This window comes from Bradyrhizobium sp. Leo114, assembly GCF_055229415.2.
In genome coordinates this window covers 14,444-40,331 of the sequence record NZ_JBUYEN020000004.1, presented here as the reverse complement: position 1 = coordinate 40,331, position 25,888 = coordinate 14,444, and the positions used below count along the sequence as shown (strand labels likewise).

At 63.2% G+C, this 25,888-nt stretch carries 23 protein-coding genes; 9 read left to right on the top strand and 14 right to left on the bottom strand.

All coding sequences use genetic code 11. The features are described from left to right. The first annotated feature begins 100 nt into the window (after positions 1–100). Positions 101–937, top strand: coding sequence for a caspase family protein (locus tag ACZIRK_RS06195; protein ID WP_130231469.1), 837 nt, complete (start codon positions 101–103; stop codon positions 935–937). A gap of 108 nt (positions 938–1,045) precedes the next feature. Here the strand turns inward: ACZIRK_RS06195 and ACZIRK_RS06190 are convergent, their stop codons facing one another. The 6 genes from ACZIRK_RS06190 to ACZIRK_RS06165 form a co-directional block, all read right to left on the bottom strand. Further along, positions 1,046–1,927: an efflux RND transporter periplasmic adaptor subunit gene (locus tag ACZIRK_RS06190; protein ID WP_130231470.1), complete on the bottom strand. Its 882-nt coding sequence runs from the start codon at positions 1,925–1,927 to the stop codon at positions 1,046–1,048. A gap of 140 nt (positions 1,928–2,067) precedes the next feature. Continuing rightward, positions 2,068–3,900: a carbamoyltransferase family protein gene (locus ACZIRK_RS06185; RefSeq protein WP_130231472.1), complete on the bottom strand. Its 1,833-nt coding sequence runs from the start codon at positions 3,898–3,900 to the stop codon at positions 2,068–2,070. A 10-nt stretch (positions 3,901–3,910) separates the two neighbouring features. Beyond that, entirely contained in the window at positions 3,911–4,060 is a 150-nt protein-coding gene (locus ACZIRK_RS06180) for a DUF5989 family protein (RefSeq protein WP_165435635.1), read from the bottom strand. 10 nt (positions 4,061–4,070) lie between these two features. Beyond that, complete coding sequence (locus ACZIRK_RS06175; RefSeq protein WP_130231474.1) at positions 4,071–4,490, bottom strand: hypothetical protein; 420 nt, start codon at positions 4,488–4,490, stop codon at positions 4,071–4,073. 533 nt (positions 4,491–5,023) lie between these two features. Beyond that, the gene (locus tag ACZIRK_RS06170; protein WP_130230254.1) at positions 5,024–6,028 is read right to left on the bottom strand and encodes an SGNH/GDSL hydrolase family protein; all 1,005 of its coding nucleotides are present in this window, start codon (positions 6,026–6,028) and stop codon (positions 5,024–5,026) included. A 104-nt stretch (positions 6,029–6,132) separates the two neighbouring features. Beyond that, positions 6,133–6,627: a MarR family winged helix-turn-helix transcriptional regulator gene (locus ACZIRK_RS06165; RefSeq protein ID WP_130230256.1), complete on the bottom strand. Its 495-nt coding sequence runs from the start codon at positions 6,625–6,627 to the stop codon at positions 6,133–6,135. 81 nt (positions 6,628–6,708) lie between these two features. On the opposite strand from ACZIRK_RS06165, the gene ACZIRK_RS06160 reads away from it, so the two are divergent. After that, on the top strand, positions 6,709–7,140 hold the full coding sequence (locus ACZIRK_RS06160) for an anthrone oxygenase family protein (RefSeq protein ID WP_165435588.1): 432 nt from the start codon (positions 6,709–6,711) through the stop codon (positions 7,138–7,140). A 77-nt stretch (positions 7,141–7,217) separates the two neighbouring features. Here the strand turns inward: ACZIRK_RS06160 and ACZIRK_RS06155 are convergent, their stop codons facing one another. Both ACZIRK_RS06155 and ACZIRK_RS06150 read right to left on the bottom strand, forming a co-directional pair. Next, a complete protein-coding gene (locus ACZIRK_RS06155; protein ID WP_080663593.1) occupies positions 7,218–7,403 on the bottom strand; it encodes a hypothetical protein in 186 nt (61 codons plus the stop codon). Between the two features lie 796 nt (positions 7,404–8,199). Next, positions 8,200–10,209, bottom strand: a complete 2,010-nt coding sequence (locus ACZIRK_RS06150) for an AsmA family protein (RefSeq protein WP_130230260.1) — start codon at positions 10,207–10,209, stop codon at positions 8,200–8,202. A 190-nt stretch (positions 10,210–10,399) separates the two neighbouring features. Between ACZIRK_RS06150 and ACZIRK_RS06145 the strand changes: the two genes are divergently transcribed. Beyond that, positions 10,400–11,074 (top strand): Crp/Fnr family transcriptional regulator, encoded by a 675-nt coding sequence (locus tag ACZIRK_RS06145; protein WP_130230262.1) that lies wholly within the window; start codon positions 10,400–10,402, stop codon positions 11,072–11,074. Between the two features lie 2 nt (positions 11,075–11,076). On the opposite strand, the gene ACZIRK_RS06140 is transcribed toward ACZIRK_RS06145, so the two are convergent. The 4 genes from ACZIRK_RS06140 to ACZIRK_RS06125 all read right to left on the bottom strand — a co-directional run bounded on the left by ACZIRK_RS06140 (position 11,077) and on the right by ACZIRK_RS06125 (position 17,602). Continuing rightward, positions 11,077–14,220, bottom strand: a complete 3,144-nt coding sequence (locus ACZIRK_RS06140; protein ID WP_130230264.1) for an efflux RND transporter permease subunit — start codon at positions 14,218–14,220, stop codon at positions 11,077–11,079. After that, positions 14,220–15,155: an efflux RND transporter periplasmic adaptor subunit gene (locus tag ACZIRK_RS06135; protein ID WP_130230266.1), complete on the bottom strand. Its 936-nt coding sequence runs from the start codon at positions 15,153–15,155 to the stop codon at positions 14,220–14,222. The genes ACZIRK_RS06140 and ACZIRK_RS06135 overlap by 1 nt, the downstream gene beginning before the upstream one ends. Positions 15,156–15,307: 152 nt before the next feature. After that, positions 15,308–15,967 carry an OmpA family protein gene (locus ACZIRK_RS06130; RefSeq protein WP_130230268.1) on the bottom strand — a complete coding sequence of 220 codons (660 nt, stop codon included), beginning with the start codon at positions 15,965–15,967 and terminating at the stop codon, positions 15,308–15,310. A 147-nt stretch (positions 15,968–16,114) separates the two neighbouring features. Then, a complete protein-coding gene (locus ACZIRK_RS06125) occupies positions 16,115–17,602 on the bottom strand; it encodes a caspase family protein (protein ID WP_463327073.1) in 1,488 nt (495 codons plus the stop codon). A gap of 370 nt (positions 17,603–17,972) precedes the next feature. Between ACZIRK_RS06125 and ACZIRK_RS06120 the strand changes: the two genes are divergently transcribed. Next, the gene (locus ACZIRK_RS06120) at positions 17,973–18,779 is read left to right on the top strand and encodes an N-acyl homoserine lactonase family protein (protein ID WP_463327072.1); all 807 of its coding nucleotides are present in this window, start codon (positions 17,973–17,975) and stop codon (positions 18,777–18,779) included. A gap of 384 nt (positions 18,780–19,163) precedes the next feature. On the opposite strand, the gene ACZIRK_RS06115 is transcribed toward ACZIRK_RS06120, so the two are convergent. Continuing rightward, entirely contained in the window at positions 19,164–19,697 is a 534-nt protein-coding gene (locus ACZIRK_RS06115; RefSeq protein ID WP_130228955.1) for a MarR family winged helix-turn-helix transcriptional regulator, read from the bottom strand. Between the two features lie 133 nt (positions 19,698–19,830). Here ACZIRK_RS06115 and ACZIRK_RS06110 point away from each other — a divergent pair, with 133 nt between their 5' ends. From ACZIRK_RS06110 to fahA, 5 genes are all read left to right on the top strand, one after another. After that, positions 19,831–21,444, top strand: coding sequence for an FAD-dependent oxidoreductase (locus ACZIRK_RS06110; RefSeq protein WP_463327071.1), 1,614 nt, complete (start codon positions 19,831–19,833; stop codon positions 21,442–21,444). Between the two features lie 7 nt (positions 21,445–21,451). Then, the gene (locus tag ACZIRK_RS06105; RefSeq protein ID WP_028162352.1) at positions 21,452–21,682 is read left to right on the top strand and encodes a DUF2783 domain-containing protein; all 231 of its coding nucleotides are present in this window, start codon (positions 21,452–21,454) and stop codon (positions 21,680–21,682) included. 12 nt (positions 21,683–21,694) lie between these two features. Continuing rightward, on the top strand, positions 21,695–22,651 hold the full coding sequence (locus ACZIRK_RS06100) for an MBL fold metallo-hydrolase (RefSeq protein WP_130228957.1): 957 nt from the start codon (positions 21,695–21,697) through the stop codon (positions 22,649–22,651). A 2-nt stretch (positions 22,652–22,653) separates the two neighbouring features. Further along, on the top strand, positions 22,654–24,000 hold the full coding sequence (hmgA, locus tag ACZIRK_RS06095) for a homogentisate 1,2-dioxygenase (RefSeq protein ID WP_165435476.1): 1,347 nt from the start codon (positions 22,654–22,656) through the stop codon (positions 23,998–24,000). Positions 24,001–24,156: 156 nt separating this feature from the next. Continuing rightward, entirely contained in the window at positions 24,157–25,428 is a 1,272-nt protein-coding gene (gene fahA / locus ACZIRK_RS06090) for a fumarylacetoacetase (protein ID WP_130228959.1), read from the top strand. A 100-nt stretch (positions 25,429–25,528) separates the two neighbouring features. Here the strand turns inward: fahA and ACZIRK_RS06085 are convergent, their stop codons facing one another. Continuing rightward, positions 25,529–25,840 carry a DUF1272 domain-containing protein gene (locus ACZIRK_RS06085; protein ID WP_130228960.1) on the bottom strand — a complete coding sequence of 104 codons (312 nt, stop codon included), beginning with the start codon at positions 25,838–25,840 and terminating at the stop codon, positions 25,529–25,531. Positions 25,841–25,888: the final 48 nt, after the last annotated feature.

Sequence of the window (25,888 nt, the reverse complement as noted above, 5' to 3'; positions counted from 1 at the left end):
CACAATCTGACGGCACTCGATCAGGCAACCCCTAAAACCACAGACGGCTATGACGCGACTATACAGTCGCGCCTTGGTCAACGATTGGGATCCGAAACGCATGAAGCTCAGGCAGCTCTCCCTTTCCGACCGCACGCTCATCGTCGCCGCCGCTTGCGTTGCGATGGTGTCGCTGGCGATCGGCGCGCATGCTGCGCTGAACAAGCGGCCGCTGGACGCGCCGAAGGCGGTCGCGACCGAGCAGGGTGTCGTGCCCGTGCAGGCGTCCCGCGTCGCCCTGATCATCGGCAACGGCCATTATCCCGACGCCAACCACCCGCTGCAGCAGCCGATCAACGACGCCCGCGATCTGGGCGCGGCGCTGCGCGGCAGCGGCTTCGATGTCGACGTCGTCGAGGACGCGACCAAGGACGATATGAGCCGCGCCGTCGAGCGCCTGAAGGCCAAGGTCGGGCCTGATACCGTGGTGATGCTGTTCTTCGGCGGCTTCGGCGTGCAGGCCGGCCGCGAGAGCTTCATGCTGCCGGTCGACGCCGCGATCTGGAAGGAAGGCGATGTCCGCCGCGATGGCCTCAGCGTCGAGCACGTGCTGGCCGCGATGGACGAGAAGGGCGCCAAGGCCAAGCTCGCAGTGCTGGATGCCTCCCGCCGCAATCCCTATGAGCGCCGCTTCCGCTCCTACAGCCACGGGCTCGCCCCGATCAGCCCGCCCGAGAACACGCTGGTGATATCATCGGCGACGCCCGGCAAGGTCACCGAGGAATCCAAGGCCACCAACAGCGTGCTGGTCTCCGAGCTCCTGAATAACCTGAAAACCCAGGGCGGCATCGAGTCCGCCTTCAACAAGACCCGCGTCTCGATCTCCCGCGCCAGCGAAGGCGAGCAGGTCCCGTCGGTGTCGTCGTCGCTGCTGGAAGACATCCGCCTCGGCGGCTGAGAAAAACTCATTCGTCATGCCCGGGCCTGACCCGGGCATCCATCCAGCAAAGCGGCTCTTCAAGTTGCGATGGATTGCCGGGTCGAGCCCGGCAATGACGGCGAGCCGTCACTTCCCCTCCGCGCTCGCCATCACCGGCCGCACCGGGTCGCCCTCGCGCAGCAGGGCCCCCGCGCGCGCCACCACGATGTCGCCTTCCTGCACGCCCTCGCGGATCTCGACCTGTCCGGCCTGCATCAGCCCGGTCTCCACCCGCCGCGTCTCGACGCGGTCGCGCTTGACCACCTGCACCACGGTGCCGGCGCTGCCATAGAGGATCGCGGTCAGCGGCACCGCGACGCCGCAGCTCTGCCCGGTCTTGATCTGCGCGCGGCCGGATGAATTCACCAATAGCCGCCGCGGCGCATTGATGCCGACGACGACCTGGCCGAGCTGGCTGTTCGGCTCCACCGTCGGCGCCACCCGCCGCACCTTGCCGTCCATCTCCCCGGCGCCGATCACCTTGATCGATGCCGTCTGGTTCGCCTGCAGCTTGCCGAGGTCCCGCGTCGGCACCATGCCGATCAGGTCGAATTCGTTGCGCGCGATGATCGAGAACAGCGCCTCGCCCTTGCCGCCGGCGATCGTGCCGACGATCGCGCTCGAGGCCGAGATCGTCCCCGCCACCGGCGCGGTGATGTTGAGCTGCCCGCCCTCGGGCAGGTTCAGCCGCGCCAGCATCTGCCCCGCGGTAACATTATCCCCCGGATCCGCCATCACCTCCGCCACCTTCAGCCCGAACCGTTCGGGACGCACCTGCGTCTCCTCCCGCGGCATGATGATCCCGGAGACTTCGACGATATTGCCGAAGCAGGTTTTCGAGGCCTTCAGCACGGTGACGGTCGCCCCCTTTGGGCTCTCGGGCTCCTCGGCGGCGAGGGTGGGGGAGATGGTGGCCGCGGAGAGGGCGGCGGCGAGGAGGGTGAGAGAGAGGTCGCGCGCTGCAGGCATGGGTATCGTCGCTTAGCCTCAAGTTTCAGAATCTATGGATACCAGAGCGATCGCAAAGAGCAAAGCAAGGTGGGACAAGCGTCTAAGGCAAGCATCTCTGCGCGAAACCGCTGGCACGAGCGCGCTCGTCTCTCAGTTCATCAGTCGAGCTCGAATGCATTTTTGTAGTCGAGCTTTAGCGAGGGGGGCTGGTCCTCCTTATTCAGGAAGCAATTCCCGACGACCAACACCTCGATATCGGTGCCCATAAAGCAGCGGAACGCATCTTCCGGCGTGCATACGATTGGCTCTCCACGAACGTTGAAGCTAGTGTTGACCAGCACTGGACACCCCGTCTCAGCCTTGAACGCAGTCAACAAATCATGAAATCGCTTATTGGTATCGGCATGGACAGTTTGTATCCGCGCCGAATAGTCGACATGAGTCACGGCCGGGATTTCAGACCGCGGGATATTGAGGCGATCGATGCCGAACAACTCGTGGTCGCCTGGGTTGGCGGGCCGCCGGCGTCTGTGCACCACGTCAGCGACGATCTGCATGTAGGGACTGTCGCCGTCGAGATCGAACCAGTCGGCCACGTCCTCGCGCAGCACAGCTGGCGCGAACGGGCGGAAGCTTTCGCGAAACTTGACCCGCAGATTGAGCGAACTCTGCATAGAGGGCGATCGGGGATCGCCGAGAATGGAGCGCGCGCCCAACGCCCGCGGGCCAAATTCCATTCGCCCCTGAAACCAGCCAACCGCTTTCTCCGCAACCAGTGCCTTGACCGTGCTTTGAATGATTGCGTCGTCGTCAAGCTCTGTGAACGCGGCACCGGCCTGCCCAAGACGGTCTCTAATCTCGAATTGCGAGAAGGATGGCCCTAGATACCCGCCGGCCATTGCGTCACGCGCGGGTGCCGTACGTGGCCGACCTGCAAACTGATGGTAGGCAGCCAGCGCCGCGCCGACGGCGCCTCCGGCATCACCCGCCGCCGGCTGCACCCAGATATTCTCAAACGTGCGGTCGCGCAGAATTTTGCCGTTGGCGACGCAATTGAGCGCCACCCCGCCGGCAAGGCAGAGATTTTGCGACAGTCCCTCGCGAGCCAGACTGCGCGTGAGCCGTAGCACAATTTCTTCGGTCACCTGCTGGACCGAGGCAGCCAGATCCATATGGCGCTGTTCCAGCCGTTCCGAGGGATCGCGCGGCTTGCCGCCGAACAACGCTTCGAACCGGCCGTTGATCATGGTAAGGCCGGTGCAATAATCGAAATAATCGAGATCAAGTCGGAAACTGCCGTCATCCCTGAGATCGACGAGATGTTCGAGGATCAGGTCGGCGTATTTCGGCTGGCCATAGGGAGCGAGCCCCATCACCTTGTACTCACCGGAATTGACTTTAAAGCCGGTGTAATAGGTAAAGGCGGAATACAGCAATCCAATCGAGTGCGGGAAGTTGATTTCGCGCCGCAGGTCGAGCGTATTGTCTCTACCGTAGCCGGCCGACGTTGTCGTCCACTCACCGACGCCATCAAGAGTAAGAATGGCAGCCTCGCTGAAGGGTGAGGCAAAGAACGCGGATGCCGCGTGGCTCTGGTGATGATCGGCAAACAGCAGCTTTGCTTCCCAATCGACAGTGCTGTCGATTTCCCGCAGATGGTTGCGAAGCACGCTTTTTTGAAACAGCTTTTCCTTGAGCCAGACCGGGATCGCTTTACGGAACGAGTGAAACCCGCGCGGAGCGAAGGCGAGGTAGGTTTCGAGCAACCGTTCGAATTTCAGGAACGGCTTTTCGTAAAACGCAACATAATCGATTTCGCTCGCTTTGATTTTTGCCTCTGCAAGGCAGTAGCGGCTGGCGCACGCGGGAAAGCGTGGGTCGTGTTTCCGTCGTGTGAAGCGCTCTTCCTGGGCGGCGGCGACGATCTTGCCGTCGACCAGGAGAGCCGCTGCGCTGTCATGGTAGAATGCTGAAATGCCGAGGATGCGCACGAGGCCCCGCTTAGAACAGCGTGTAGACGAACGGCGCCAGCGCCGATCCTTTGGTCAACACCAATAGTCCGCCAAGAACAAGCATCACGGCAAAAATCGGGATCAGCCAAAACTTGCGCCGAGCCCGAATGAACGCAAACAGCTCTCGCATGAACGACATCTGGCCTGCCTTAGAATTGCTGCTGCATGGATTCAGACGGCGGCCGCGGATCGGAGCGCGGCAGCCAATAAGTTGGCGACGAAGCGTCACGTGCGAGCCGGAGGAAATCCTTGCCGAATAGGCGCATGGCCAATCCGATCGGCATGATCGCACCGAAGAAGAGGATGGCCATGACAACGGGATTGACTATGCGGTACATCAAAAGCCCCAGCTTTAGCCATGCACGGTTGGCAAGGCCCAAGGACTGCGGGCGCCAAAGTGTCAGTCCTGCGAAAACGATCGCGATGCAAAGCCAGACCGGAGCGTGGGACGAGCCGCTGTATAATCCAACGAGGCCGATCAGGGCAAAGACTGCAGCCATCGTGCCCCCGAAGCTGCGGTCGCTCGGTCCGACCACGACCTCGTCATGTTCGAAATTCAATAACTGCATCAGGCGCTCTCGGCCAGTTTAGACGAAACGTGATCACTTCTACTAAGTGCTCTCGCAGTGCGCCAGCACTATTTAAAGCTGTAATTTGTACATTTGCTTCTCCTGACTCCCCCCTTGGCCGGCCGACTCGACAAGCCATAGGCGGCTCGGTGTTGGTCATATGCTGCGAAGGGACCGCGACGAGTCGATGTCGCAGTTGGGTCACGCTCGGAACAGCTGCCCGTGAGCACGACAATTCCGCTTTACCGCAGCAGACGAGTCCGGGATTAGATCGGGGAGTGCCTGAGACTGCCGAGTGAGATCCGGCATGTTGGCGGCGCGAAGCTCTACTAAAGGATGATCCGGAAAAGTGGCTACCGGTTTTCCCTCGCGACAAACGTGAAGCGTTTGCGCGGAGATCATGCTCAAACAAGGTGCTAAAGCGGGAGGACGATTCGACGAAAAGTCGTCACGCTTTAAGCGTCCGAGTCGGGCCAATTGCGCGGACGTCGCGAGATCGTTCTGACGCTACTTCGCTTGGGATTGGCGGTGCACTAATTCCTTTGCGCGGCGGCGTCATGGTGACCGATGTTGTTCATGGACAGTAGGCCCAGAATGCGCTCAGCCACGAATTCATGACCATCGGGCGTCCAATGAGGGCCGAACCCTACGGCTTCTTTATAGAACGCGGCACCTTCGAGTTTCGCGAACGCGATTCGGTTCTCCTCTAGGTAGCCGACCATCTTTTCGTCGCGGCCTTGGATCCCAACCAAGAATTTGGCGCCATTCCCTTCCACGAATTCGCGGATCTTCCCCACCAGTTTTTCGGTGGGGTCCGGCACAACCAATGGCGGATACCTAAGCCGCATATAGACATCCACTGCCAGCCGCGCCAGCCAAAGGTTTCTCACCAGCCACTCATCCTTGAAGTAGAGCAGGTGCGATTTCGGGACTGGCTGTCCCGTCAGCATCAGCGACCCATCCGGTTGGGTCGCGAAGTAAGGTTTATAGTAGTTATAGGCGCGGAGATTTGTACTGTTATCCGACCGGTCGTTATCCGCGCAAAAGATTAGCACGACGACAGCCGGCTTAACCTTCGACCACAATCGCTTCAGCAGCAGATACTCCTGATCGGTTCCATAGCCCGCAACCCCTGCCGCCAGAATCTTGTAGTCGGGGATCTTTGGCTTCAACAGCTCGGTGAAGCGTTCGTTGGCTTCGGAATCGAGGCCCCAGACAAAGGAGTCCCCCAAGAACATGATCGTGGGCTTTGTGTCGAGGCTGAACTCCTCGTCACGCAGACGAAGGCTATTGTGCTTATAGTGTGTCGTGCGAAAAGTCGTGATGGCGCCTGAAGAATTTGGCGCCGGCGTCCAGCCGAGCTCGGCGTCATAGCCGTAGTTGAGTGACAGTTCGCTCAAGGTTTCTCTCAGTTCCCGAAAGTCGAGAAGGCGAAGAAAAACTTCCAATACGGCGAGGGTCGCGAGCGTAATACCCAACGACAGACAAGCCGATACAAATACATTCCGGACCCAGTTTCGTTTCGTCAAATGTTTCATCTTTGCGTTTCTCTGCTATCCAAAGCATCATAATCAACGAACGATTACTCGGTAAGCTATCGGCTTTCGGACAGGGTTTGAAGTGGTGTGGCTAACCGCGTGGCTCAGAGCTTCGTATTGCGTTCTTCTATTTTCATCTGCGGCTCAATCTCCAATCGCTCTCGCACCGCCTTGAGCACCGCATGCGCTGAGACGGCAGCCTTCACTCCAATCCCCCTCGCCAGCTTCCTCGCCCACGGCCTCTGCCTTCGCTCGGCGGTGCGATAAAGCGCCTCGCCCCTTTTCGTCAGGCGCACCAGTTTGGCGCGACGGTGGTGGGGGTTGTCGGCGAGGGTGACGATGCCTTCTTCGACGAGTTCGTTGACGATGCGCTGCACGCCCTGGCGGTGCAGGCCCATGGAGCGGGCGAGGCGGGCGACGGGCTCGGCCGTTGGCGACAGCGCGATGGCGCCCAGCACCTGCCAGCGGGCGCTGGTCAGGCCGAGGTCGGCGACGAGGCGGTCGCCGGCCGCGATCAGGCCGCCGTTCAGGCGGAACACTTCCAGGATCAGTTGCGTCAGCGCGTCGGTTTCGCGGTCGGCTGAGGGGCTTTGTTGCATGTCGACATAGTTCCAAATTGACAATATACTGTCAATTTGGATAGAAGAGGGCGTATCGGCTTTGCCGTGGAGGGAGCAATGGTGCCCGGACTGTTCGCCCTCATCACCGCGGCGGCGTTTGCCGGAGCAGCGTTCTATATCAACGTCGCCGAGCAGCCGGCGCGGCTCTTGCTCGACGATGCGAGCCTGCTGCGGCAATGGAAGCCGAGTTATGCGCGCGGCTTTGCGATGCAGGCGAGTCTTGCCGTCATCTCGGCGCTATCAGGATTTCTCGCGAGTTGGCAGTTGCAGGATTGGCGGTGGTCGGTCGCGGCGGTGCTGATGCTGGCGAACTGGCCCTACACGCTCTTGGTGATGCTGCCGACCAACAAGCGGATCGAAGCATGGCCGCCCGAACAGGCGAATAGCGAGTCGCGTGGGCTCGTCGTTTCCTGGGGCTGGATGCACGCGGTGCGCACGGCGCTGGGTCTGGCTGCAACCGCGATCTATCTGGCGCTGGCGGTCAGAGCATGATCCGGAAAAGTGGAAACCGGTTTTCCCTCGCGACAAACGCGTAGCGTTTGCGCGGAGATCATGCTCCAAATAAAATGCTACTTTCCGGCCGCTGCCTCGCGCGCCAGACGCTCGGCTTTCAGCCGCTCACGGTTTTTATGAAAGGCCTCTTGCGCGAGCTGATGCTCTCGCATGGCCTGCTCCGCATCGTGCCGTCGCTGGGCCTCCCTGGCCTTGCGCTGCTCCGGCGTTGGCTTCTCACGGGGTGTGTATGAATCAGACATGCAGCTTCAACGCGCGAGGCGACTAAAGGTTCCCTTCGCGTTGCGCGGCGAGACGAATTATCCCAATTAAATCAATATGATTTGGCCCGTCCAGGCTATCAGCGGAAAATAAACCGCTTCGGTTTCACCCCAAATCACCCCTATAAATCCGCCGTCCCGCCCGGCAAGAGGGGCGGATCGCGATCGTCACGAACGCGCGGCGGGATGCGGTGGACGCGAGGGCCGGCGAACGACGAACGCCCGGCTCTTCGCGGACGGCGAAGTCGTGTGGTCCTGGCGCCCCGACGCTGGCGCTAAGTCCTTGCGGGATGGAAACATCCTTAAGGGATGACGGTGGCAAGAAAGCCCGGTCACCGGGGAGAGCGCGAAGGAAACCGTTAAAACCATTGCGCAGGGAAGGCCGGCGTTGCTCCGGTTGACCTGTGGTCCTACCCCCGTGCTTTTTGTTGCACGGAGCCCACGGGTGCAATCGGCACCCGGCCTTCCCTGCGCCCTCTCTTTCTCGAGACGGGTGAAACAGACGCAAAGCTCGGGCAGTTCGTGCCGCGAGGATGCGGACGCGTGTTTCCTCTGCTGTTTGAAAATAGAATCGGAATCAGGCGCCGTCTTGTCGTCATTGCGAGCCACCGGCTCGGCGCGAAGCGCCGCCCGATGACAGGCTCCGCGAAGCAATCCATGTCGCCGCTTGCGGAGGTATGGATTGCTTCGTCGCTATCGCTCCTCGCAATGACGATGGTGCGAGCGTCCCCACCTCCCCATAAAAAAGGGCAAGTCGGGTGTGAAGACTCGGGGCGCCTCAGCGGTTGAAGAGTTGGCGCAGCACTTCGTTCATCGCCTGGCTGTCCGGCGTGTCGCCGCTGTCGCTTGGCGGCGAAGGTGGGGCGGACTGCGGCTGCGGTTCGGGCTGTTGCGGCTGCGCCGGCGGGATGCTGCGGCGCGGGCGCGGCGGCTGCGCTGCGCTGTTCAGGCCCTGCTGGATCAAATTGCCGATGGTCTCGCCAAGCTGGCCGCCGAGCAGCCCGCCACCTTGGCCGGATTGGCCGTTCGCGCTGCCGCCTTGGGTGCCGGCTCCGCTGCTGCCGCCGAGGAGTCCGCCGAGCGCGCCGTTCGGTCCGAACAGGCCCTTGCCCATCTCGCGCAGCTTGGCATAGGCGGCCTCGGGATTGTCGAGAATGCCCTGCATCTCCGGATAGATGCGCGGGCCGTCCCACGGCCCCTCGATCATCACGGGGATGCCGAGGCCGACCGGATCGCTAGTGCGGCCCTGGCCCTCGGTGGTCAGCACCAGCTTCGGCTCGACGCGGAAGCCGATCATCTTGGTGCCGAGGTCGATGGTGCCGACGCCCGTCATCTTCACCAGCGGGCCGACCAGATTGAGGTCGGTGGTCACCGCCTGGCCCTTGTCGATCTTGAAGGAGGCCGAGAGCTGGCTCAGATCGGTCGCGAGCTGATCGCCCTCCTGCCAGCCGGAGAGCGGGCTCGTCGTCAGCGAGCGGATCATCTGCGCGACATTGAGACCGCGGATCGCGCCATCCCGGAATACGGCGAAGGCCGTGCCGCTCATATTTCCCATGATCGCGCGCTGGCTGTTGCCGGAGGAGCGCACCGCGATCTTCGCCTGCATCCTGCCGTCGAGTTTGTCGAAATCGGCAAGGCTGCGCAGCAGCGGCAGCGCCCGCACATTGTTGAGGTCGGCGCCGAGCGCGTAGGTCGGATTGCTGGCGGAAACGTCGATGGCGAGATCGCCATTGGCGTTGCCCTCATAGGCGCCGAGATTGGCGAGCCGCGCCTTCATGACGCCGCTCATCAGCGTCGCCTCGATCGCCGCCGGCGCGAAACGGCCGTCGCCGATGTTGAGCTCGGCCGCGGAAATCTTCGCCTGCGCGTCGACATAGTTCAGCCCGATGAGGTCGAACGTGGCACTGCTCCAGGGTTGCGCCGCCGTGCCCGCCTGGCCGCGCTCCATCGCCAGCGAGAGCTTCTGGAAGTCGAGATCGAGCTTCACCAGCGGCTTGTTGCTGGCGATATCGACCGAGGCCCAGCCGTTGAACGCGCCGTCGCCGAGCGTGCCGCTGACGCCGTTGAACATCACCACCGCGCCGCTCAGCCGCACCTCCGTTCGCGCCGACAGCGGCGCCTGCAACAGGCCGGGCGCCTCAAAGGCGATTTCGGTCGGGATGTTCTGCCGCTCGATCGGCGCCGCTGGCGCGGTCGCCTTGATCTCGAATTTCAGCGGCTGGCCGCCGCCGCGCCCATTGCCGCTGATGACGATCTTGCGGTCGCTGCCGACGGCCATATCCGCGTTGACAGCCTCGATGCGGCCTTCGACGCGGTCGCGCACATTGGAGAACACGATCGTGCCGCCGGTGACGCTGACATGCTCGATGCCGAATTTGGCCTCGCTGGTCCCGGCGGCGCTGTTCCTTGGCGGCGGAGTGGGCTCGCGCACGCGCTGCAGCGGCATGGTCAGGACCGGACCTACGATCAGGAGGTCGGTGACGTGCGGCTGGCCCGACCACAGGCTCGCCAATGTGACGTCAGCCCGGATGCTGCTCGCGGTCAGGCGGTTGTTGATCTCGCGGTCTTTCGGATCCTGCAGCGCGATATCGTTCAGCGTGATGTTGAGCGACGGCCACAGGCTGATCTTGGCGCTGCCATTGATGGCGAGCCGGTAGCCGGTCTGGCGCTCGACCCGATCCTGGATCGCCGACGTCAGGAAACCGGAGGGGATGCCGATCACGGCAAGCAGCGCGATGACGACGATCACGGTTCCGATCGCGGCGCCTGCGATTTTCAGTGCTCTCATCTCGACATTCCAGACCGCGCCAACGTCACGCGCAAGTTTATCCCGGAAACAGGTTTCCGCTCAAAGCGGCCGAAAATAATCCGCCGCAGCTGCGAACTTATGTGACTTATGCCACACTTCCAGGGGGTGGATTTTGTTAATCCGGGCCGCAACGCAAGCCGCACGGGAGATTGTTGTGGAAGGCAGTACAATGAGCAAACAGGCCGAATTTGCGGTCATTTTGAAGATGAACCCGATGTTCGCCGATTTGGGCGCGGACGAATTGCAGCGGCTTGCGGGCCTTTGTCACACCCGGCACCTCCAGGCGGGCGAGGTGCTGTTCCAGAAGGGCGATGCCGGTGACGCCCTGTTCGCGGTGCGACGCGGCCAGATTCGCCTCGAGACCGGCGCCTCCGACGGCAACCGGCTGACGCTCAACTTCATGAGGCCCGGTGAACTGTTCGGCGAGGTTGCCGTCCTCGACGGCCAGGACCGCACCCTGGACGCGACCGCCGGCGAAGCAACCGAATTGTTCGTGCTGAGCCGCCAGGATTTTCACCGTTTCCTCGAGCGCGAGCCGAAGGTTGCCGTGAAGCTGATCGAGCTGCTCTGCCACCGCATCCGCTGGATGAGCGAGCGGATGCAGGAGTCGGCGCTGCAGCCCTTGCCGGTCCGCCTCGCCAAGCGGCTCTGTGCGCTGGCCTCCGACTCCGGTTCCGAAGTCCACATTTCGCAGGAACAGCTCGGCACCTGCGTCGGCGCCGCGCGCGAAAGCGTCAACCGTCAACTCCAGCTCTGGCGCAAGGACGGTATTCTGGACGTGCAGCGCGGGCGGATCCTGCTGCACGACATGCCCAAGCTGACCGCGGTGGCGAGGAACGAGTAGCGCTACTCCGCCGCGGGCGACACCATCGTGGGCGGCTGCTTGGCCGGTGGCTCGCCGTGGTGGTCGGAGGGCGGTTCCTCGTCGGCGTGCGAGACGATCAGCCGCTTGCCGAAGCGCCAGATCACGTTGCCGACGTCGTCCATCACCATGAACATCGCCGGCACGAACACCAACGACAGCACCGTCGAGAACAGCAGGCCGCCGATCACGGCGAGCGCCATCGGCGAGCGGAACTCGCCGCCGGCGCCGACCGCCAGCGCGCTCGGCATCATGCCGGCCACCATCGCAACGGTCGTCATCACGATCGGGCGCGCACGCTTCATGCCGGCATCGATCATCGCTTCCTCGCGGCGTTTGCCGGCGCGGATCGCCTCGATGGCGAATTCCACCAGCATGATCGCGTTCTTGGTCACGATGCCCATCAGCATCAGGATGCCGATCCACACAGGCGTCGTGAGCTGCTTGCCGGTGAGCAGCAGAGCGGCGATCGCGCCGCCGATCGAAAGCGGCAGCGAGAACAGGATGGTGATCGGCTGCAGGAAGGTGCCGAACAGCAGCACCAGCACCGCATAGACCATCATCAGGCCGGCGGTGATTGCGGTGGCGAAGCCATCCGAAAGCTCATTGAGGCTTTCGGCGTCACCCGACGGGCTCACCTTGACGCCCTTCGGCAGGCTCTTCATCACCGGCAGTTCATAGATCTGCTTGGTGGCATCGCCGAGCGCGGCGTTGCCGACGAGGTCGGCCGCGACGGTGGCCTGCCGCTCGCGGTCGTAGCGGTTGATGCTGGTTGGCCCCTGATCGAGCTGGATGTCGGCGACAACAGACAATGGAACGCCGCCGCGTTCGCCGCGCTGGCCGAGCGGCACCCGCAATTGCTGCAGCATCTGCAGGTCGCTGCGCGCGCTATCCTCGAGCTGGACGCGGATCGGCACCTGGCGGTCGCCGGCATCGAATTTCGCCAGCGCCGGGCCGACATCGCCGATGGTTGCCACGCGGATCGTCTGCGACAGGCTTTCGGTGGAGACGCCGAGCCGCGCCGCCAGTTCGGAGCGCGGGCGGATGCGCAGTTCGGGACGATCGAGCGCGGTTTCCGAGATCACATTGGCAATGATCGGAATCCGCTTCATCTGCGTCGCCAGCTCGCTTGCGACGTTGTTGACGATATTACTGTCGACGCCGGTCACGACCAGCGAGATCGCGCGCAGGCCGTTCTCGTCGAGAAACCAGTAGCGGATGTCGGGGACGTTCTCGAGCTCATTGCCGATCGAGAGCTCGAGCTCGCGCTGGGTGATCTTGCGCTCGTTCTTTGGCGTGTAGTTGATGATGAGCGCGGCACGCCGCACTTCCTGCGTGCCCGGCGGAACCCGGCCGCCGTCGACGAATATGCTTCTCACCTCCGGCCGCTTGCGCAGGCGCGCGACGATCTCTTCCGTCACCTTCTCGGTCTGCGCAAGCTGCGAGCCCGGCGGCAGCTCCATCGCCAGCAGCGAGCGCGCGGTGTCCTGCGCCGGCAGGAATCCCTGCGGCAGCAGCTTGATGCTCCAGATCGATGCCGCGAAGACGGCAAAGCCGATCACCACTGTGATGTAATGATGCTTCACCGACCAGGTGACCAGGCTGTGATAGGTCCGCAGTATGCGGCCCGGCGGCGGCTCCTCGTGCGCCTGATGTTTGAGGAAATAGGCAGCCAGCATCGGCGTGACAAAGCGCGCTGCAAGCAGCGAGAAGAACACCTGAACCGACACCGTGATGCCGAACTGCTTGAAGAACTGACCGGCGATACCAGACATGAAGCTCGCCGGCGCGAAGATCGCGATGATGGTGAGCGAGATCGCGATCACCGCAAGCCCGATCTCGTCCGCGGCTTCCAGCGCAGCGCGATAGGGCGATTTGCCCATGCGCATGTGGCGCACGATGTTCTCGATCTCGACGATGGCGTCGTCGACCAGGATGCCGGTCGAGAGCGTGATGGCGAGGAAGCTGACGAGGTTGAGCGAGAAGCCCAGAATGTCCATCGCCCAGAACGCCGGGAAGATCGATAGCGGCAGCGAGACCGCGGCGATGATGGTGGCGCGAAGGTCGCGCAGGAACAACAGCACGATGATGACGGCGAGGATCGCGCCCTCGAACAGGGTCGAGATCGCCGCCTCATAGTTGCCCTTGGTGAATTCGACCGAAGTGTCGATCAGCTTGAGATCGACATCGGGGTAGGCGGCCTTCAGCGCATCGATCCGCTTCTGCACCGCGGCGGCGACCACCACATCGCTCGCGCCCTTGGAGCGTTTGATGCCGAGCGCGACCACCGGCTCGCCGTTGAAGCGGGCGAAGGTGCGGCGATCGGCGATGGTGTCGGTCACCGTGCCGAGATCGTCGAGCCGCACCTCGCCGCCGCCGAACAGCGGGATCATGGTGCCGGCAAGCTCGTTCAGCGTCTTGGCGCCGGCGAGCGTGCGGATCGCCTGATCGTTCTTGCCGATCTCGGCGCGGCCGCCGGCGAGGTCGACATTGGTGCCGCGCAGGATCTGGCTGACATTGACGGCTGTCAGCCCCGCCGCCTGCAGCCGGTCGGGATCGAGCGAGACCAGGATCTCGCGCTCGACGCCGCCGATGCGCTCGACCTGGGCGACGCCGCGCACGCCCTGCAGCGCGCGCTTGACCACGTCGTCGACGAAATAGGAAAGCTGCTCCGGCGTCTTGCCCGGTGAAATCGCTGCATAGGTGACGATCGGCAGGCCGATGACGTCGACGCGCTGGATCAGCGGTTCGGTGACGTTTTGCGGCAGGTTGGCGCGGACGCGGGTGACGGCGTCCTTGACGTCGTTCAGCGCGCGATCGGTGTTGGTCTCCAGCGCGAACTGGATCGTGGTCACCGACAGGCCGTCGGTGATCGAAGAGGAGATGTGGCGCACGCCCTCGACGCCCGAGACGCCGTCTTCGATCGTCTTGGTGACCTGCGCTTCCAGTTCCGACGGTGCTGCGCCGAACTGCGACACCGCAACCGAGATCACGGGGATATCGGCGCTCGGCAGCCGCGTGACCGCAAGCTTGGTGAAGGAGACCCAGCCCAGCACCAAAAGGATGATCGAGAAGACGATCGACGGCAGTGGGTTCCGAATCGACCAAGCCGAGATGTTCAAAGCCATTAGCGTGTCCGCGTGCGCTCGAGTTCGTCGGCGAACATGATCTTGATCTGGTCGCCGTCATGCAGCGAGGTGCCAGCGTCGGCGACGACGATTTCGCCGACGTCGAGGCCCTCAAGGATTTCCGTTGAGGTGTCCGAGGTCAGCCCGACCCGCACTTTCCGTGTCTCGATCGTGTTGCCCTTGACGACCTGCAACGTAAGGCGGTCGATCGCGGTGCGCGGAACGGCGACGCCGCAAGAGCGCTTGGCGTCGATATTGGCGCGGGCGAACATGCCGACCTTCAGCGAAGGATTGTTGGTAAGGGATATCCTGACACGGCCGAGCTGGGTGTTGCGGTCGATCTGCGGCGAGATCTGCCGTACCTTGCCGACCATGTCGGGCGCATCGTCGCGGCTGATCCGCACGGTCGCGCCCGGATTGAGCTTCAAGAGGTGAATGCTCGGCACCTCGGCTTCCAGCTCGATTTCGTTGTTGATCGCGATGCGGAACATCGGTCCGGCCTGCGGCGAGGCGGGGGCGCCCACGGCGGTCCGCACCTCGGTGACCAGGCCCGCGGCCGGCGCGCGCAAGGAAAGCGATGCTGCGCGTCCGCCGCCCTGGGCTGCCTGCTGTTGTTGTTGCTGCGGCGGCGGGGTCAGCCGCGCCAGTTCCTGGTTCTCGGTCACGGTGTCGCCCTCGCGGACCAGGACATCGCTGACCTTGGAGCCCTCGTGATCGACGCCAACCTGCGCTTCGCGCCGCGGCACAATATGGCCGGTGACGCGCACCATGTCGGAGAAGCAAGCATTGGTGGCTTTGGTGACGACGACGAGGGCCTGGCCCGGCGTGTCCTTCTCTTCCGGACGCGGCCGGTGCTCGAACCAGTAGTAGCCGGCGCCGAGTGCGACGACGAAGACTGTTCCGAGCACAGGCTTTAGGTATTCGGAGAATTTCATCGCCGGATCGATCCAGACCTGAAGTTTAGCTGAAGCGGAACGCTTCGAATTGTTTTCAGTCTTATTGCTAAAACAAATGCGTCTCGCAGGGGTGCGAGACGCATATTACCCTTAAAATAGCACGTGGCGCTACGCCGTTTACCCGGACGGGATTACTTGGACGCGGTTGCGTTGTTTTCCATGTTCACGACCTGCACACGGCGGTTCGCTTCCGCCAGCGGCTGGCTCGGATCCTTCAGCTTGCTCTTGCCGTAGCCGACGGTGACGAGATCGGAACCGTTGACGCCATATTTGTCGACGAGATAGCGCTTGATCGCCTCGGCGCGGCGCTCGGAGAGGTCCTGGTTGAAGGCCTCGCTGCCGGCGGCGTCGGTGTGGCCGGCTACGACGAAGGTCGAGCCCTTCAGGTCGGCATTGGTCAGAGCGCGGCCCAAGGCCTGCACGGAGGGCAGCGACTTGGCGTTGATCTGCGCCGAATTGTAATCGAAGTTGATCTCCAGATCGATCTTGGGCTTGTCCTTGACGATGGTCGCGATCTCCTCGCGCTCGGCCGACGACAGCGAGCGGGTGGAGCGGCCGCGGATCGTCTGCACGAACTTGTCCTCCGCGGCGTTTGCGGCTGGCTCGACCTTCGGCCCGATCGACAGGCCGCGGGTCAATGGCTTCTTCTCCGGCGTCAGCGCCCTCAGGATCTGCTCTTCGGTGACGTTGTCGCCGGCCCGGGCGGCCACCATGCCAAGGGCAAGCGTGGCGCCGATCGTCGCAACCGAAAGCATCGCAGCAAGATTCTTCTTCGCGGTGATCTCGAACATTGTCAGCCCCCGTTGCGCCGTGCGCGCGATTTCAAATCGATTAGCCAAATCACTGCCGGTGCTCGATCCCGGCCCATCTTAAATTCTTAGTCTCGCACATCCCGTCCGAGGTTCGAGGCCGGACGGAACCAGCTATCAAAATTGTCGTCACTGCACGCCATAATCGGCGAATTCCTTGACGATATTCGGGTCCATCGCCTTGGCGTTGGTGATGTCCAGATCCCCTTCCGCGACCGAGCCGTTGCGCTTCTTGGCAAGCCCGCGTCCGTAGAGAGATGACGTCAACCTGGGATTGAGCTTCAGCGCCGCATCGAAATCGGCAATGGCGTTCTTGGTTTGCCCGCTCTTCAGATTCAAAAGGCCGCGGCTGTCGAGCGCGTCGACGAAATTCGGCCGCAGCCGCAGCGCCTCGTTGCAATCCTTCAGCGCAGCCTGCAGGTCGCCGATCACGGTGCGGGCCCAGCAGCGGTTGTTGTAGGCTTCGACATCCTTGGGGTTTAATCGAAGCGAGTTGTCGAAGTCCTTGATCGCGAGCTCGTAGGCGCCCTTGCTGGCATAGACCTGACCGCGGCGGTAAAGAGCTGCTGCATCATCCGGATTGTCGTTGAGCCGTGCCGTCAGGGTCTTGATGGTCGGATCATCGGCCAGCGTGTCGGCCTGCTTCGGGGCGGGTGGTGTCGACGGTGCGGCGACGTCCGCCGGCCGCGGCATCGGCGGAGGTGGTAATGGCAACTGCTCGGACGGAGGCGGCGCCGTGGTGGTCTGCACCGGAGGCGCGGGCGGCGGCGACGGCGGAGCAGGTGGGGCCGGCGGGGCGACCGCCGACTGAGCCGGCGGTGGCGGCGGAGGTTCGGGCGGCGGCGGGCTCTGCGGCCGCGCCGCTGAACCTGGAACGAAAGAGAAATCTTCCGCGAGCGAAGACGAGATCCACGGCACCTGCTCGCTGCGCGAGGCGCGGGTGACACCGACACGGGTGCGATTCAGCGTCTCTTCCGCCATCAGGTCGGGGGTGCGGATCTCCTTGAGCAATTCCCGCACGAACAGGCTGTGGTCGCTGCCATTGTCCGAGATCACGGACGACAGCGCCGCCGAATACATCACCAGCGTTCCGTTCGGCGCGATCACCGGCGCAAGGCCGGCTGAAAAGCTGCGGAATCGGCGCTCGAACGGGTTGCGCCTGGAAGCATCGATCAGCGCGATCTTGACGCCGGCGCCGCGGCTGTTGATCTCGCCGAGCACCGTCTCGAGGCTGAAACCGTCGCGGCGGACGTCGGCCTCGCTCCAGATCTGGGCATCGATCGGGATCATATAGCTCTGGCGGCTGGACTGGATACCATAGCCCGAGAAGAACAAGAGGACGACCGAGCCCGGCTTGATCTTGCCGTAGAGTCGCTCGAAGGCGTGCCGCATTTGTTCGCCGGTCAGATTTTCCCCGATGTCGACATTGAAGCCGTCGCGCTTGAGCTCGTCGGCGACGTCGCGCGCGTCGTTGATCGGCTCCTTCAGCGGCGCATCCGCGTCCGGATACTTGGCGTTGCCGATCACCAGGGCGAAACGGTCGCCCGCAGCGAAAGAGGGTGCGGTCGAGGCGACGGCAAAAATCAATGTGAGGAGCAAAGCAAAGCAGATGTGCATAATCGCCGCAGTCTAGCCAAAAAGACGCCGATCCCGGTCTGCGCCGCGGCGACCTTACTTCACGCAACCGGCATTATCAAACCGCGCCCATGGGCCGTCAACCACTTGCGCCGTCGTCGTTAATTGCGACAATTAAGCGCGAAGAAGCGGCTTCCGGCAGGGAATGAAGCACGGTTGTTCCGGTGGCAGCGCTGGTTCCGTCGACAACGCCGCGGACCGCAATGCGACACCCCCTCACCCTGACGCCCTCTCACATTGGCTCGCACGGTCCTGTCATGCAGCCGCAGCAGGCCTGCAGGATTTGACCTTTGCGGATGACAATGGCTTGCTTGTCGCGCAAGCGGCCACTCAACCAAGAAAAGCGACGCCAATGGGAAACGCCTACGAGATCTATGCTCTGCGCTATGCGACGATGTCGCCGCGCACCCCGAACATGAACTTTCTTGCGCCCGATCCGCATGAGACCGCGGCGCAGGCCCTCGATTACTTCGTCTGGCTCGTTCGGGGAGCGGGCCGCGACATTCTGGTCGACACCGGCTTCAATGCCGAGGAGGCCGAGCTGCGCGCCCGCAAGCTGACTCTCAATCCGGTCGATGCGCTGGATCGCTTTGGCGTTTCGGCGGCATCGATTCGGGACGTGATCGTCACCCACCTGCATTACGACCACGCCGGCAATCTCGATCGCTTCCCGAACGCTCGCTTCCATTTGCAGGAACGCGAGATGAGCTACGCGACCGGACGATGCATGTGCAATGGCATGCTGCGGCACCCGTTCTCGATCGAGCATGTGACGCTGATGGTTCGCCACGTGTATGGCGAGCGCGTCACGTTCCACTCCGGAGATGGCGAGGTCGCGCCTGGAATCACCGTGCACCGTGTCGGCGGCCATTCAGATGGGCTACAGGTGGTGCGGGTCGAGACCGCGCGCGGCCCCGTGGTGCTGGCATCCGATGCCGCGCATTACTACGCCAATCTGCACAAGCGCAGTCCGTTTCCGATCGTCTACAATATCGGCGACATGGCGATCGGCTGGGAAACCGTCGAGCGGCTCGCCGGACATCCCGATCGTTTCATCCCCGGGCATGATCCAATCGTCGCCGAGATCTATCCGCGCGCGAGCGACAAGGTCGATGCGTATGCGCTGCATCTCGCGCCCTCGCGCTCGTTTGCGAAGTAGGTGTTGCTGGCGCCTTGCGCGTCATTACGAAGCACATCAGCCGCCCCTCATCCTGAGAAGCCTGCGCAGCAGGCGTCTCGAAGGATGAGGCCACCGGCCGGGCCTCATGGTTCGAGACGCCGCTTTGCGGCTCCTCACCATGAGGGTCTCACAACGGTACGTCCTAGAGCATGATGAGATCAGGTCGAATTGGCGCCACGTCGGAGGTGCCTTACCTCTCCCCGACGGAGAGAGGTCGGATCGCATCGTGAGATGCGATCCGGGTGAGGGGGATGAGCTCCATCGAGGAACCGTAACCGCTCACCCGGCGCTGCGCGCCGACCTCTCCCTATGGGAGAGGTGGACAATCGCGGTCACGCCGATTCAACCAAATGACATCATGCTCTAATACGTTTCCTTCGCGTCCGCCTCTTCGCTGGTCTGCACCAGCTCAAGGCCGTGCTCGATCTTGCCGAGCAGTTTTCCGAGTTGCCGCCGCTCCTGCGCCGACAGGCATGAGAAAATCTCCTGCTCCCTTCGGAGCAGGCGCGGGATCAGTTCCTCGTACAGCGCCTTGCCTTTGCGGGTGAGCTGCAGGCGGAATTCGCGGCGGTCGTCGGCATTCTCGACGCGCTCGATGATCTGCCGTTCCATCAGCGTGGTGACGGCGCGGCTGATGGTCGACTTATGTGTCCGCGTGCAATCGGCGATGTATTGCGCGCTGCAGGCTTCGCGGCGGAAGCCGAGCGTCGCCAGCACGCGCCATGAGGGGATGTCGAGCCCGTAGCGCGCCTGATACTCGGCGGAAAGCGCCGAGCTCACCTCCGCCGCCAATCGGTTCAGGCGGAACGGCATGAAGTGGAAGAGGTCGAGCCTTTTCTTGGCCGCCGCGTCCTCCTGCGGCGCGACCGAGTCGGGTTCGAATCGCGTCGCCGCCATGTCGTCGCTCGAAACCGATTTCGTCAAAATGCCTCCGAGGGGGAGTTGACGGCGGTGCCGTCAGGGGGTTTAAGATCGTTGCAAGTGAGACTAATTTAACAGGGCCACGAGGAAGCGGCAAGGGTTTGAGCGGATGACGCAGGGCAAAACCCGGTTCGGCTATCAGAGGCATCCCGACCAGGATCGGGTAGCGGATAACGCGGCTGAATATCCGGTCGTGGTGGTCGGCGCCGGCCCTGTGGGATTGTCGCTCGCGATCGATCTCGCCCAGCGCGGGCAACCTGTGGTGCTGCTCGACGACGCCGACCGGATCGGCGAAGGCTCGCGCGCGATCTGCTTCGCGAAGCGCTCGCTGGAATATTGGGACCGGCTTGGCGTCGGCGACCGCATGGTCGAGAAGGGCGTGATGTGGAGCGTCGGTAAGATTTTCCATGGCGCCTCCCAGCTCTATCAGTTCAACCTGTTGCCGGAGGACGGTCACAAGCGGCCGGCCTTCATCAACCTGCAGCAATTCTATGCCGAGGCCTATCTGGTCGATCGCGTGCGCGAGTTATCGGCGATCGACCTGCGCTGGCGCAACAAGGTGGTTGCGCTGGAAAGCCGCAACGATGGCGTGGCGCTGACGATCGAGACGCCGGAGGGCGCCTACAGGATTCGGGCTTCCTTCGTGATCGCCTGCGACGGTGCACGCTCGTCGCTGCGCAAAATGGTCGGCGCGGAATTTTCCGGCCAGGTGTTCGAGGACCAGTTCCTGATCGCCGACGTCAAGATGACGGCGGCGTTCCCGACCGAGCGCTGGTTCTGGTTCGACCCGCCGTTCCATGCCGGGCGCTCGGCGCTGTTGCACAAGCAGCCGGACGATGTCTGGCGGATCGATCTGCAGCTCCATCCAGATGCAGACCCGATGCATGAAAGGAAGCCGGAAAATGTCCGGCCGCGGATCGCACGCATGCTCGGCCACGACAAGTTCGATTTCGAGTGGATCTCGCTCTACAAATTCCAGTGCCGGCGGATGGACAAGTTCATCCACGGCCGCGTGATCTTTGCCGGCGACGCCGCGCACCAGGTCTCGCCGTTTGGCGCGCGCGGCGCCAATTCCGGGCTCGAGGACGCCGAGAATCTGTCGTGGAAACTCGACCGCGTGCTGCGCGGGACGTCTCCAGAATCGCTCCTCGAGAGCTATCACATCGAGCGCAGCGCCGCGGCCGATGAGAACATCCGCGAATCCACCCGCTCCACCGATTTCATGGCGCCAAACTCGCGGCAGGAGGCGCGGCTGCGCCAGGCGGTGCTGGCGCTGGCGAAGGAGACCGAGTTCGGCAAGCGCATGGTCAATGGCGGCCGGCTGTCGGTGCCGTCGGTTTACGACACGCCGCTGTCGACGCCGGATGGTGACGCATGGTGCGGCGGGCCACGGCCGGGCGCGTCCATGCCGGATGCGCCGATTGCTGGACGCAGCGGCAATCCGCAGTTCCTGACCGAGGCGTTTATCGGCGCGGGAACGGGGTTCACGCTGCTGGAGTTTGGTAATGGCGCCGCGGTGGATGTGCCGGATGGCGTAAATACGATCCGCATCGGTGGCGACGATGGTTTCGCCGATGCCACCGGTCTCGTCGGCAAGCGGTACGATGCCGAACCCGGCACCGCCTATCTGCTGCGGCCCGATGGCTATATCGCCGCACGCTTCCGTCGCCCGACGCAGCCGCTGTTAGAGGCGGCGCTGGCGCGGGCGACGGGATTCAATTGAGGTTGCCATGGCGCTGTCGACCAGCTCGAACTTCGCAAAACCGGACGATGCCTTCCGCGCCGTCGTCGAAGCGCATCGCGGCTTGACGGAGGCGCAGAGCGCCGATCTCGATGCCGCGCTGGTGCTCGTGCTCGCCAACCATATCGGCGACATCGACGTGCTGCGCGAAGCGATCGCGCTCGCCAAGCGGCGGATGCTGGAGGCGAGCCAGCAGCAGCAACAACAGCAGCAACAATAACGAGGACACCCGATGGCAAAAGGCTTTGCGTCCACCACGGATCTTGCGGAGAAGAAGATCACCTTCTCCGAGATCGGCAGCGATCTCTACGCCTTCACCGCCGAGGGCGATCCCAACACCGCCGTGATCGTCGGCGACGACGGCTGCCTCGTGTTCGACGCGCAGGCGACGCCGGCGATGGCGAACAAGGTGATCGAGCGCGTGCGCACCGTGACCCACAAGCCGATCAAATATGTCGTGCTGTCGCATTACCATGCGGTGCGCGTGCTGGGGGCTTCCGCCTATAAGGCGCAAGCCATTGTCGCCTCGCAGGAGACCTACCGCCTGATCGCGGAGCGCGGCCAGCAGGATTGGGATTCGGAGTATGGCCGCTTCCCGCGCCTGTTCCAGGACGCCCAGAGCATTCCCGGCCTGACCTGGCCGACGCTCACCTTCGAGGGCGAGATGTCGATCTATCTCGGCAAGCGCGAAGTGCGGCTGATGCAGCTTGGCGCCGGCCACACATCCGGCGACATCGTCGCCTGGGTGCCGGATGCCGAGGTGATGTTCTCCGGAGATCTCATCGAATATCACTCGGCCTGCTATTGCGGCGATGCGCATTTGCGCGAATGGCCGATGACGCTGAACGAGATCCGCGCCTTCAATCCCAAGGCGATCGCGCCCGGTCGTGGCGATGCGTTGAAAGGCCTTGCCACTGGGCGCGAGGCGATCGCGATGACGCGTGATTTCGTCACGACGCTCTACGGTGCAGCCGAGGCCTCCGTGGCGAAAGGGCGCACGCTGAAGGAGACGATGGCGGCGACGCGCGAGGTGATGGATCCGAAATTCTCGAGCTTCGCGATCTACGAGCATTGCCTGCCGTTCAACGTCTCGCGCGCCTATGACGAAGCGTCCGGGATCGATGATCCCGTGATCTGGACCGACAAGCGCGACCGCGAAATGTGGGCCGCGCTGCAAGGAGGAGGATGACCATGAACATCAACACCTCGCCTGATGTGATCGCCAAGAGCTCCGCGCAAATCACGCCGGGCTACATGTCCGGCTTCGGCAACAGCTTTGAGACCGAGGCCTTGCCCGGCGCGCTGCCGGTCGGGCGCAACTCGCCGCAGCGCTGCGCCTATGGGCTCTATGCCGAGCAGCTCTCCGGCTCGCCTTTCACCGCGCCGCGCGGCGCCAATGAGCGCTCCTGGCTCTATCGGATTCGGCCGTCCGTGAAACACTCCGGCCGGTTTGAGAAAGCCGATGCCGGGCTGTGGCGCACCGCGCCCTGCCACGAATACGAGATGCCGATCGAGCAGCTCCGCTGGAATCCGGCGCCGATGCCGTCGCAGGAACAGACGTTCCTGCAGGGCGTGCAGACCATGACCACGGCCGGCGACGCCAACACGCAAGCCGGCATGGCGGCGCATGTCTATCTGATCACCAAATCGATGGTGGACCAGCATTTCTACAATGCCGACGGCGAGATGATGTTCGTGCTGCAGCAGGGCAATCTTCGCCTCGTCACCGAGTTCGGCCGCATCGATGCCGAGCCCGGCGAGATCGTGGTGATCCCGCGCGGCGTGAAATTCCGCGTCGAGATCCCGAACGGCCCCGCGCGCGGCTATCTCTGCGAGAATTACGGCGGCGCCTTCACGCTGCCGGAGCGTGGCCCGATCGGCGCCAATTGCCTGGCCAACTCGCGCGACTTCCTGACGCCTGTCGCCAGTTATGAGGACAAGGACACGCCGACCGAGCTCTATGTGAAATGGGGCGGCTCGCTTTGGAAGACGACGCTGCCGCATTCGCCGATCGATGTGGTCGCCTGGCACGGCAATTACGCGCCGTACAAATACGATCTGCGCACCTTCTCGCCGGTCGGCGCGATCGCGTTCGATCATCCCGATCCCTCGATCTTCACGGTCCTGACCTCGCCGTCGGAGACCGCGGGCACCGCGAATATCGATTTCGTCATCTTCCCGGAGCGCTGGATGGTGGCGGAGAACACGTTCCGGCCGCCGTGGTATCACATGAACATCATGTCGGAGTTCATGGGCCTGATCTACGGTGTCTACGACGCCAAGCCGCAGGGCTTCGTCCCCGGCGGCATCTCGCTGCACAACTGCATGCTGCCGCATGGCCCCGACCGCGAGGCGTTCGATCACGCCAGCAATGGCGAGTTGAAGCCGGTGAAGCTAACGGGCACCATGGCCTTCATGTTCGAAACCCGCTTCCCGCAGCGCGTCACCGAATTCGCGGCGAAGTCGGCGACGCTGCAGGACGACTACGCCGATTGCTGGAAGGGACTGGAGAAGCGGTTCGATCCGGGCAGGCCATAGTATAAGCTCTCTCCGTCATTCCGGGGCGCGCGCAGCGCGAGCCCGGAATCCATCTGTCCACCCGTGTCTGTGGCCGAATGGATTCCGGGCCTGCGCCTTCCGGCGCATCCCGGAATGACGAGTGGAGAATGCATCACAAAGATCTGGCAGGAAAGCATGTCCCATCCCAACGACCCAAAACTCCGCTCCTTCATCGACGTCGATCCCGCGTCCGATTTCCCGATCCAGAATCTGCCCTACGGCGTGTTCTCGTCCAAGGACGGTCTGGCTCCGCGCATCGGCGTTGCGATCGGCGATTACGTGCTCGATCTCTGGCAGCTCGCGCAGGACTGCCGCATCGATGTGGTCGAACCCGCGGTATTCGCCGCGTCCTCGCTCAACCCGTTCATGGCTCTTGGTCCAAAGGTCTGGTCGCGCACCCGCGCGCGGATCAGTGAACTCTTGCGCCACGACCATCCCGAGCTGCGCGACAATGAGCGCCTGCGCCAGCGTGCGCTGGTGCCGATGGCCGACGTGAAGCTGCACCTGCCGATCACGGTCGCCGGCTACACCGACTTCTATTCGTCCAAGGAGCACGCCACCAACGTCGGCATCATGTTCCGCGGCAAGGACAACGCATTGCAGCCGAACTGGCTGCACATGCCGATCGCCTATAACGGCCGCGCCTCGACCGTCGTCGTGAGCGGCACGAAAGTGCGCCGGCCGCGCGGCCAATTGAAGCCGCCAAATGTGGAGGTGCCGAGCTTCGGTCCTTGCAAGCGGCTCGATTTCGAACTCGAGATGGGCGCCGTCGTCGGCCAGCCGTCAACGATGGGCGAGATGCTGAGCGAGCAACAGGCCGAAGAGATGATCTTCGGTTTCGTCATTCTGAACGATTGGAGCGCGCGGGACATCCAGCAATGGGAGTATGTTCCGCTCGGTCCGTTCCAGGCCAAGGCGTTCGCGACCTCGATCAGCCCATGGGTGGTGACGCGCGAGGCGCTGGAGCCGTTCCGCCTGCAAGCGCCGATACAGGAGCCCGCGCCCTTACCGTATCTGCGCCAGACGCAGCCGAACAATTATGATCTCACGCTCGACGTAGGCCTGCGTGCGGCCGGGATGAACGAGCCGGCGCGGATCGGCCGCACCAATTTCAAATACATGTACTGGTCGTCGGTGCAGCAATTGCTGCACCACGCCTCCTCTGGCTGCGCCATGAATATCGGCGACCTCTTGGGGAGTGGCACCATCTCCGGGCCAGAGAAGGACCAGCGCGGCAGCCTGCTCGAGATAAGCTGGAATGGCACTGAGCCCGTCGAACTTGCAGGCGGCGTCAAGCGCTCCTTCCTCGAAGACGGCGATTCGCTCGTCATGCGCGGCTGGTGCCAGGGCGACGGCTATCGCGTCGGCTTCGGCGAAGTCGAGGGGACGATCGTGGCGGCGGAATAGCCATACGCCGTCATTGCGAGGAGCGAAGCGACGAAGCAATCCATCTCTCCTCGTGTGGAGGCATGGATTGCTTCGCTTCGCTCGCAATGACGGAGAGGATTCACCGCTGTTCCGACGGAATGTGGCGCAGTCGTGCCGAATGCGCCGCAACATCCTCCAGACTGTATTTCAGATGCACCCGCTTCCCCGACGGCGTTTGCTTCACTGCACACACGCCCGGGCGCCATTCCCGTGACGGCCTTATCGGGCGCGGCGCGAAGCCGCCGCCGCAGTTCGGGCAGACGTTGAACAGTCTGTGCTCCACGCAATCCGCGCAGAAAGTGCATTCATAGGAGCAGATCATCGCCTCCGTCGCGTTCGGCGGCAGATCCTTGTCGCAATATTCGCAGTTCGGTCGCAGTTGCAGCGCCATGGTCGTTTCTCAGGCTGAAGCGGGACGGATCATCGCAAACTAGGCCCG